Raw genomic sequence first — 8381 nt, forward strand, 5'->3', positions numbered from 1 at the left:
TCCTCGACGGGCGCGTGCTCGTACAGGCGCCACGCCTTCACGACGGGCCCGGTGCCGGCCTCGATGAGCCAGTCGGCCTCTCGCAGGTGGGCGCGGAGGATCTCAAGCTGCACCCGGTGCGGCTTGCCCTGCTCGCCGCGGTGGTCGCCGTCGACGAGCCAGTACACCGCCACCAAGCCATCCCCCCGCGGCTCGACCATGGCGCCGGACGCGTGCGGGTTCTCCTCGACGTCGTCGCCCTGCAGCGCGGCCAACTGGAGGGGACGCGCGCCGTGGGCGGTGAGGGCAGCGAGCGCGGCCCGCACGTCCGGGTGCTGCGCGTGCTTGGGCAGGCACCCACGGGCCTCCCCGCGGTGCAGGACGACCGTGCCCTCGACGGGCGCCTGCTGCGCCTCGGGCTTGGGGCCGTACTTCGCCCACTCCGCGGCGCGCCGCGCGGCGGACTCCGCCTCGAACACGGCGCGGGCGGCGTCCGCCGTGGCCTTGATCCGGTCGAGGTCTTCCCGCGAGATGCCCATCCGGACCCGGACGCGCATGGGGCCGTCGGGCAGCGCCTCGACGGGCGCCTGCTCGGCCGCCGCGGGCACCGGCTGACTGGTGATCGGGATGCGGGTCCCGTCCTCGGCGGCGGCCCACGCGTGCCGGAACATCTCCCCAGCGAGGCGCACCTCGTCGAGGCGGCCAACGGCGCGGGTCGAGTGAAGGCTGCAGGCGCCGCGCTCGCAGACGCTGCGCGGGTCCTCGCAGACCTGCAGGGCGTACCGGCTCGGGCGCGGCTCGTGCACGCCGAGCACGGCCTGCTCGAACGCGTTGGTGGCCACCGGCAGCGGCAGGGCGGCCGGCTGCGCCAGTCGACGACGGCACGGCTTGGCGGGCGCCTGCTCGACGGCCGGGGCGGGCGCGGCCGGGGCGTCGAAGAGGGTCGGCTCGACGGCGGCCGGGCGCTTGCGGGTGGGGGCGGCCGGGGGGTTGAGCAGGGGCTGCTCGGCGAGCGACCGCGCGGCGCGCCGGCGGTCGCCGAGCATGCGGTCGCAGTTCAGGCACACGCGAAGGGCGCCGGTGGACAGACCCTTGTTCGCGGTCTCCGGGTGGACGACGTGCAGCGCGGTGCGCTTGCAGTAGGTGCGCGTGACGCTCTCGTTCTGGATGTGCAGAACTTCCGCACCGGGCCTGGTGGTTGCGTAGCGCATGGAGTGCTCTCCCTGGTGATGGTGGGGCGCCGGGTAGCGGCCGGCTCTGCAATCGATGCAGTAATGATTACTGTAATGATTACAGTCTACGTTGACAAGGGGCGCCGAAAGCGGGCCCGAGCAGCAGTCCGGGCCCGCCGTCAGGGGTGTGTATGTGGCCAATGAGGTCTAGCGTTGAAGGTGGCCCCCTCGGGCCTGCGGTTCTCAGCTTCGCAACCGAGATCCCTTGTTACGAGGAGGCGGCCGTGGGTAACGGATTCGGTCAGATTCGCAGTCGGAACCTTCGGATCGTTGGGCACTTTCTCGCCGAAGTCGCGGCGAGAGTTCTAGCTCTTGCGATCCTTCACGGGATCCTCTGGGATGACCTGAACTAGGTGTCCACGAACCGGAGCGTTCGACTGCCGGGAGGCGTCGGGCGCTCTCACGTTGAGCCATCGCAGCCCGGGCCCGTCGCCGGGGGTGCACCCCCGGGGTCATGCGGCCCGGCCGGTGGCGGGGCGGTCGAGGGCGGCGAGCAGCTCGACGAGCTCGGCCGCGTGCCACCCGCGCCGGCCGCGGCGGTCGAGGGCGACGGGGGCGGGGCACGCACGGCCAGTGGCGCAGGTGACGCTCGGGGCGGTGCGTGGGTCTGTGTGCAGGGTGAGCTCGCCGGAGCACCACGGGCAGGGCCGGCCCTCGATCACGGTCTCGCTGCGGTCGAGGCCGAGCGCGCCGAGCACGAGGTGCTCGGCCTGTCCGGCGACGCGCACCGTCTCATGCGTGAGGTGCTCGGGCAGCAGGCCGAACAGCGCCGGCCCGCGGGTGCGCGAACCGGCCCGCTGCTCCGGTTCGGTGTCCTCGTCGAGCAGGCGCCCCTCGACGTACAGCGCGGCCCAGTGCAGGCCGTGCCGGCGGCTCCCGGGGTCGGTCGGGCTGGCGTAGTGCCACCGGCGCGGGTCACCCGCGTCCGCCTCGTCGAGGGCCCACACGACCGGCCGGCCGGGGGTGGAGACGGGTCGGCGCTCGATCGGCCGCTGCACCGCGGCGGCGAGCAAGTCGGCGGCATCGAAGAGCAGCCGCTCGACGCGCACCGCGGCGTCGAGGGCGTCGACGTTGGCGGGGGCGGGGTGCTGGCGAAGGGTGAGCGGCACGCGGTCGTCGACGAGCAGCTCGTCGTCGGCGACCTGCCGGGCGAGGTGAGTGGACAGCTGGGCGGGCGGCCACACGGGGGCCGGTGCGGTCTCGATCGCGACGAGCAGCGCGCCCCAGTGTGCGCGCACGGTGCGCAGCTGCTCGACCGCCTGACGGATGCGGGTGGACGGGTACACGGTGCGCTCCCAAGTAGGTTGTGCAGGTGGTGGGTTGGTGAGCCCAGGCGCCCCTCTGTCGTGGAACGGGGGCGCCCGGGCCCGGTCTAGGTGGCGGGCCGGTCGGCGGCGGCGGTGGGGAAGCGGGGGCCGGAGTCGACCTGCAGGCCGGCCGCGGCGAGCTCGACGGCGGCGCGGCCACGGGCCAGCGCCCACCCGTCGAGCAACTCGGCGGCGAGCAACTCCTCGTACGCCTCGCCCTCGCCGGCCGGCTGCGCCGCGGCGTTGAGGCGCCCCTGCAGCAGGGCGAGCTCGGCCTCGACGACCCGGCCGCGCTGCGCCCGGGCCAGCGCCCGACGCAGGGCGAGCAGACGCTGCCGGGCGGTACGGCGCAGCTGCAGGTGCCGGCTGCTCCACTCGGCGCACCACTCCCGGTAGCGGGCGAGCTCGCCGATCCCCTCGCGCAGCAGCTCGGCCTCACCGGGCAGCAGGGCGCCGCGCGCGGCCCGGTCGACCAGGTGCAGCAGCTGCTCGACGTCCGCCCGGTCGGCGGGGGCCGCGCTCACGGGATGTCCCGCGGGTCGAGGACGTAGGCGACGACGAGCCGGCCCTCGACGGGGTCGAGGAACAGGTCGGCGTCTGCCGCGGGACGGCCGGCGGCGCGCAGCTCGGCGCGCACCGTGTCGAGCAGCTCGGCGACCACGGGCAGGGACACGGGGAAGGGCAGGGCACGCTCGGCGCGGGTCTCGTGCACGAGGTAGCGGGAGGGCAGGACGGACACGGGTAGTGACCTTTCGGAAGGGCAGACGCGGACACCCGCGCGCATGGGGGGCGCATCGACCGGTCGCGGCGGGAGAATCATCGAATTCCCCTACGCCGTGCGACAGTTCGGGCCCGCGGGCGGCCGCCGTCGCGCGGGATCGGAGGCTGAACCATGACGGCCTCGACGGCGGCGAGCTCGACGGCCCGCTGCTCCTCGCGCCGGTCCTGGGCAAGCTGCTCGGTCGCCGCACGGCGGGCGGCGAGCTCGGCCTCACGCTGCGCCCGCAGCAGGGCCGGCCCGTCGATCGGGTCGAGCGCGCGCCACAGCCCGTGCCCGAGGTGTTCCTCGCGGGCCACCAGGGCGCCGGCCGCGGCCAGGTCGCGCGCCACCCGCCGGAAGGCGGCGCGGTCGGACGTCTCGAATCGGGTCGCCTGCTCGCGGCCCGGCCACGTCGCGGTGAGCCGGTAGCTGGTCTGGTTGATCGAGTGCCGCGGACCGCGGCGGTGGCGGGACTTCACGCGGCACTCTCCTGTCGGCGGACGGCGGCCTTGTCGGTGCGGGTCGGGTGGACGGTCCGGCGCCTCGACCAGGTGCCCGCCTGCGCGCCGGGTGCGAGGGTGCGCCGTCGACACGGTTCACCGGCCGGTGCGTGGCACCAGTCGCACGCGACGGCCAGCGCATCCGGGCGCCCGGCCGCGGCTGCGGCCTCCCGCGCCGCCCGCACCGGGCGGTAGGCGGCGAGTTGCTCCGCCGCGGCGGCCGGCAGCACCCGGCCGAGCCTGGCGGTCACCGAGGCGGCCGGCCCGCCGGTCAGCTGCCGCGTGCTGTTCGGCTCCGCCTGCCCGGTGGCAACCGCGGCCCGCTGCGCCCGGATCGCGTCCCGGTAGGCGCGGTCGTCGTCGGGGTCGACGGCCGGGCGCGGGTCGGTGTGCCGGGCGAGCAGGGCCCGGCGGTGCGCCGCCCACGGCCGGGCGACGTCGGCCGCGATGATCGGCCACGGCGACGACGCGATGTGTCGGCGCACGACCGCGGCGGCGTCCCACCCCTCGACGGCGACGGCCGGCACGTCGAGCAGCAGCTCGCACCACCGGCGAAGCTGTGCCGCAGCTTCCTCGGCGTCGGCGTTGGCTGTGCGGGGGTCGAGCTCTCCGGCGTAGGCGAGCAGCGCGGCCACCTCGGCGGGGTTCATCGGGCACCCCCGCGGGCCTGCAGCTCGTCGAGCGCGGCCTGCAGCAGCTCGGCGTTCCGGTTAGCCGGCGGTGAGGTGCGGGAGGCACCTCCGGGCACGGCCCGCAACGGCGGACGGCCCGTCGGGCGTTCCCGGCCGATCCATTGCTGCCAGTCGGCGCGCCACTGCGCGGGGGTCCGCGCCGGCGCAGTCGCCCGGTGCCGCGCCCATTTCGCCGTGGCGTGGTCGAGGCCGTCGGGCCCGAGGCGCTGCAGGTGGCCTGCGACCGCGGCCCAGCCGAGCAGCTCGTCGTCGGGCTGCCAGTCGGCAGGCAGAGAGATCGCAGCAGCACCACCCACAGCCGCAGAGCCCCCGCGCGGGCGCGCGCTCCTCTGGTCCCCTCCCGTTACTTCTCGTTCCCTCTGGTTCTGGGGGGCAGAAACTTCGGGGTCGACCCCGCAGGAACTGCACCCCCGCCCCGAAGAATCCGCACCCCCGGGGGTGCAGTTCTCGCACCCCCCATCGGCCGGGGCGGAAGAATCTGCCTCCCCCTCGACGGGTGCGCCGGGCGTCCACCCGACGGCCTTGGGCAGGCGGTAGACGCGCGCGCCGTAGGGGCCGCGCCGGCCCTCGACGAGCTGCAGCTCGCCGAGCCGGATCGCAGCCTTGATCGCGTCGCTCACCGCGCGCTCGCTCGCGTTCGTGCGCTCGGCCAGGACGCGAGTCGAACCGAAGGCGACGCAGGACTCGCCGGCGCGGTCGGCCAGGGCGAGCAGGACCAGACGGGCCGTGCCACGGGCGTCCGAGCACTCCCACACCCACTCACGGGCAAGATGACTCAACGGGGTTCCCTCCCTTGGGTGTTGGGCGTAGACGGGGGTTCGGGGCGGCCAGCGACGGCGGCGGGGGAGTGGGCGGCGCACCGCGGCCCGCACGGGTACGGGCGCGCAGGTCGACCGCACGGGCCCGGGCCGGCGCCGCAGAACGGACTCACGAGCCGTCGGCGCCGAGCGCGTCGAGCTGCCCGGGCACCGGATCGACGACGGCCTCGACCACCGCCCGTCGCCGCGGACGCGGGCGCACCGGCGGTGGGGTGGTCGGGTACGGCTGCGCGCTGCCGTCGAGGGCGAGCTGCACCGGCCGCTCGACCCGGTTCTCGACGGCCGGCCGTCGGCGGCTCACGAGCCGTTCCTCGACGGCCCGGCGGCGGTCTGCCGGCCGATGCGCGCGATCAGGTCGAGGTACCACCGCGGCTCACCCGCCGCCCGCGCCGCGCGCCAGAGCCCGCGCACCTGGTCGACGTCCGGCGCGCTGCTGGCGGCGGCCAACCACCATCGCCCGCTCATCGCTCGCACTCCAGTTCGATTAGGTGTCGACCGGCGACCGTGCGCTCGGCGAGCTGCTGCAGCTGCCGGCCGAGCTCAGCTGCAGCCCGGTAGGACAGGTCGACGGCGAGTAGGCCGTCGCGCCCCGGAAGCTCGTCGACAACCGCGGCCCGACGCCGGAGCAGCGCCCCGCCTCGGCGCCGCCGGTGGGTCCACCGCAGCAGCGCGGCCCGCACCCCCGCCCGGGCCCGGGTGCGGGCCGCATCCAGCGCGGCGCCCGACCAGTCGAGGGCGACGTCGTCGGCGCGCTGGTCGGCCTTCCGGGCGCGGTGATGGTCGGCGGCCGCAGCAAGATCGCGCAGCAGCTCGCCGACGAGCTGCTCGTCGGCCGCGTAGGCGAGTGCGACCCGGTCGAGCAGGCGCTCGGCGCCGTCCGTGATGTCGAGGCGGACGGTGTACCCGTCCGGGTGGAGTTCAGCGCGGATCATGGTTACCTCTCAGGCCGCGATCCGGGCCGGCTGCGCTGAGCCGGTTCGGGCGTGCAGGCGGCGCAGAATCAGCTCGACTTCGTCGGCGGAGCGGTCGGGGGTGGCTGCCGCCTGGGCAGCGGCCCGGATGGGCAGCGCATCGCGGCGCGCACGCGCCGTGTCGAGGATGAGCCGAGCTGCGGCGTACGCCTGCTCTCGGCTGATAGGGGCGGTCGCGTTCATGCGGCCTCGATCCCAAGCAGGGTCGCGGCCGTGAGTCCGTAAGCCTGCTCGATCTTGGCGAGCGTCAAGGGTCCGGGCGTGGTCCTGCCCGTACGAAGGCGCCATGCGGTGACCCGTGCAACCTTCAACCGCTCTGCGATGTCTTCGTCGTTGCGGTCACCCGCAGCGATCGCCGCGGCGACGAACTGCTCGTGCCTGTACGACATGACGGACCCCCTATCTGCCACAAGCGGTAGATGATCTGCCGCATCTGGAAGCTAACAGGGATCTTTCTGCCATGGAAGGAGGTTTAGGCCATCGTGTGGCGCGCCGCACATAATCGGATGCGCGTTCGATGACAGCGTCTAAGCTGCAGGGATGGATCGCGCACCGTCTGATCAGGAACTTTTCATGCGTGAAAACACGCCACCGGTTCGCCGCGTACCTGCCGAGCGCGGTAGATTTCACGCATGCAGCAACGCACCAACGCCACCCCCGAGGCGGAAGACCACTTCCCCCAGTGGCTAGACAGGCGCCTTCGTGACCTTGGGTACGACCTCAGCGCCCGCGGTGGCGGCCGGACCAAGTTCGCAGCCGACGCCGGTATCTCGGCGTCATCGGTCTCCCGCCTCTTGGCCGGACGCGGCAAGTACGAGGCGGCGCTGCTCGCCAAGATCGCGCCCGTTCTGCGCGTGGAACTGAGCGAGCTTATGGTCCGAGCCGGCATCGTCACCGCCGATGAGATCGGTAGAGCGGTCGACCCGCAGCCCGACGGTCCACCCATGACCCCGCAGGAAGCCGCCGCACAGCTGGGCATCCAGAGCGATACCGCCGTCGCGCTGTTCGTCTCGATGGTCCGGACGATGCAGGAACAAGAAGCGATGCACCGCCAGCAGGGGGTGCGCCGCATGGAGCCGTAGAAGAGAACGCAGTTGAACGAGGGGGAAGGCGTGTTCGAGCGCCAGCGATGGACGGTGGGCGCCGTGGCGGTCCTGGCAGTCAAGGCTGTCGGCATGCTGCTGGTGAGCGTCGCTCTGTGTCTGCCAGGGGAGGACCGCGACATTGCATGGGTCGGACTCGGGCTCATGCTCGCCGCACTGCCGGCCGTCATCATCACCCAACAGAAGCGCGCAGCCGAACTACGCGAGGACGAGCGGGCCGAGATCCACAACGACGGGTACCGCCTGGCGCTCGAACACATTGCCCACGGGCTACTGACTCCACCTCAGCCATCCGATCCCCGGCCGGGCACGCATGAGCCGGCCGACAACGTCGTGTACCTGCCGCGGGTCACAGACGCACAATCGACCCGCGGCGCCAACCAGGGAGGGAGGGCGGCACATTGACGCCGCTCGTCGCCGCAGAGACTTTCATCGAGAGCGATCTCGAACCATTCATCGGGTACATCCGCGTATCGACGTGGAAAGAGGAGAAGATCTCCCCCGAGATCCAGCAGGCCGCGATCCTGGAATGGGCCCGCCGGAGCCGGAAGCGCATCGTTCGGTGGATCACCGATCTCGACGCAACCGGCCGCAACTTCAAGCGCAAGATCATGCAGGGCATCGAGGCTGTTGAACGCAAAGAGGCCGTAGGCATTGCGGTTTGGAAGTTCTCCCGCTTCGGCCGGACCCGAGACGGCGTGGCCGTCAATCTCAAGCGAGTTGAGAACACCGGCGGAGAACTGGTCTCTGCCACAGAACCCATCGATGCCCGAACCGCAATCGGGCGGCTCTACCGCGGAATCATCTTCGAGTTCTCCGCCTACGAGAGCGACCGGGCGGGCGAGCAGTGGAGCGAAACGCACGCACTGCGCCGCGCGGCCGGCCTGCCTGCCACCGGTCGAGACCGCTTCGGGTACGTCTGGCACCGGCGCTACAACCCCCAAACCCGAAAGGTGCAGCAGGAGCGCTACGAGGCAGACATCGAGGTCGGACCAACCGTCGTCGAGGCGTTCCTGCGC

14 protein-coding genes and 1 pseudogene are annotated in these 8381 nt (G+C 73.3%); 3 read left to right on the forward strand and 12 right to left on the reverse strand.

The window, feature by feature from the left end; genetic code table 11:
• From ABZ885_RS31000 to ABZ885_RS31055, 12 genes and pseudogenes are all read right to left on the reverse strand, one after another.
• Positions 1-1190 (reverse strand): annotated as a pseudogene (locus tag ABZ885_RS31000) (hypothetical protein); the annotation flags it as partial.
• A 473-nt stretch (positions 1191-1663) separates the two neighbouring features.
• Complete coding sequence (locus ABZ885_RS31005) at positions 1664-2497, reverse strand: hypothetical protein (protein WP_360195858.1); 834 nt, start codon at positions 2495-2497, stop codon at positions 1664-1666.
• Positions 2498-2583: 86 nt separating this feature from the next.
• A complete protein-coding gene (locus ABZ885_RS31010; RefSeq protein WP_360195861.1) occupies positions 2584-3042 on the reverse strand; it encodes a hypothetical protein in 459 nt (152 codons plus the stop codon).
• On the reverse strand, positions 3039-3257 hold the full coding sequence (locus tag ABZ885_RS31015; RefSeq protein ID WP_360195863.1) for a hypothetical protein: 219 nt from the start codon (positions 3255-3257) through the stop codon (positions 3039-3041). The genes ABZ885_RS31010 and ABZ885_RS31015 overlap by 4 nt, the downstream gene beginning before the upstream one ends.
• A gap of 77 nt (positions 3258-3334) precedes the next feature.
• Positions 3335-3757, reverse strand: a complete 423-nt coding sequence (locus tag ABZ885_RS31020; RefSeq protein WP_360195866.1) for a hypothetical protein — start codon at positions 3755-3757, stop codon at positions 3335-3337.
• Complete coding sequence (locus tag ABZ885_RS31025; RefSeq protein ID WP_360195868.1) at positions 3754-4428, reverse strand: hypothetical protein; 675 nt, start codon at positions 4426-4428, stop codon at positions 3754-3756. Before ABZ885_RS31025 ends, ABZ885_RS31020 begins: the two co-directional genes overlap by 4 nt.
• Positions 4425-5249: a helix-turn-helix domain-containing protein gene (locus ABZ885_RS31030; RefSeq protein WP_360195871.1), complete on the reverse strand. Its 825-nt coding sequence runs from the start codon at positions 5247-5249 to the stop codon at positions 4425-4427. The genes ABZ885_RS31025 and ABZ885_RS31030 overlap by 4 nt, the downstream gene beginning before the upstream one ends.
• A gap of 148 nt (positions 5250-5397) precedes the next feature.
• Positions 5398-5589, reverse strand: coding sequence for a hypothetical protein (locus tag ABZ885_RS31035; RefSeq protein ID WP_360195874.1), 192 nt, complete (start codon positions 5587-5589; stop codon positions 5398-5400).
• Positions 5586-5753, reverse strand: coding sequence for a hypothetical protein (locus ABZ885_RS31040; protein ID WP_360195876.1), 168 nt, complete (start codon positions 5751-5753; stop codon positions 5586-5588). Before ABZ885_RS31040 ends, ABZ885_RS31035 begins: the two co-directional genes overlap by 4 nt.
• Positions 5750-6220: a hypothetical protein gene (locus ABZ885_RS31045; protein WP_360195879.1), complete on the reverse strand. Its 471-nt coding sequence runs from the start codon at positions 6218-6220 to the stop codon at positions 5750-5752. Before ABZ885_RS31045 ends, ABZ885_RS31040 begins: the two co-directional genes overlap by 4 nt.
• 9 nt (positions 6221-6229) lie before the next feature.
• The gene (locus tag ABZ885_RS31050; RefSeq protein WP_360195881.1) at positions 6230-6442 is read right to left on the reverse strand and encodes a hypothetical protein; all 213 of its coding nucleotides are present in this window, start codon (positions 6440-6442) and stop codon (positions 6230-6232) included.
• Complete coding sequence (locus tag ABZ885_RS31055; protein WP_360195884.1) at positions 6439-6648, reverse strand: helix-turn-helix transcriptional regulator; 210 nt, start codon at positions 6646-6648, stop codon at positions 6439-6441. The genes ABZ885_RS31050 and ABZ885_RS31055 overlap by 4 nt, the downstream gene beginning before the upstream one ends.
• A 243-nt stretch (positions 6649-6891) precedes the next feature.
• Here ABZ885_RS31055 and ABZ885_RS31060 point away from each other — a divergent pair, with 243 nt between their 5' ends.
• From ABZ885_RS31060 to ABZ885_RS31070, 3 genes are all read left to right on the forward strand, one after another.
• Complete coding sequence (locus tag ABZ885_RS31060) at positions 6892-7341, forward strand: helix-turn-helix transcriptional regulator (protein WP_360195887.1); 450 nt, start codon at positions 6892-6894, stop codon at positions 7339-7341.
• A gap of 30 nt (positions 7342-7371) precedes the next feature.
• Positions 7372-7767 (forward strand): hypothetical protein, encoded by a 396-nt coding sequence (locus ABZ885_RS31065; protein WP_360195889.1) that lies wholly within the window; start codon positions 7372-7374, stop codon positions 7765-7767.
• On the forward strand, positions 7764-8381 hold a 618-nt coding region (locus ABZ885_RS31070), incomplete at its 3' end, for a recombinase family protein (RefSeq protein WP_360195892.1). The genes ABZ885_RS31065 and ABZ885_RS31070, both read left to right, overlap by 4 nt.

The organism is Kitasatospora sp. NPDC047058 (assembly GCF_040643935.1).
Classification (GTDB): Bacteria; Actinomycetota; Actinomycetes; order Streptomycetales; family Streptomycetaceae; genus Kitasatospora.

What these genes read in the sequence shown, in the direction of transcription:
- ABZ885_RS31040 (WP_360195876.1), bottom strand. Translation starts at nt 5,753, where the DNA reads ATGAGCGGGCGATGGTGGTTGGCCGCCGCCAGCAGCGCGCCGGACGTC.
- ABZ885_RS31055 (WP_360195884.1), bottom strand. Translation starts at nt 6,648, where the DNA reads ATGTCGTACAGGCACGAGCAGTTCGTCGCCGCGGCGATCGCTGCGGGT.
- ABZ885_RS31025 (WP_360195868.1), bottom strand. Translation starts at nt 4,428, where the DNA reads ATGAACCCCGCCGAGGTGGCCGCGCTGCTCGCCTACGCCGGAGAGCTC.
- ABZ885_RS31050 (WP_360195881.1), bottom strand. Translation starts at nt 6,442, where the DNA reads ATGAACGCGACCGCCCCTATCAGCCGAGAGCAGGCGTACGCCGCAGCT.
- ABZ885_RS31060 (WP_360195887.1), top strand. Translation starts at nt 6,892, where the DNA reads ATGCAGCAACGCACCAACGCCACCCCCGAGGCGGAAGACCACTTCCCC.
- ABZ885_RS31045 (WP_360195879.1), bottom strand. Translation starts at nt 6,220, where the DNA reads ATGATCCGCGCTGAACTCCACCCGGACGGGTACACCGTCCGCCTCGAC.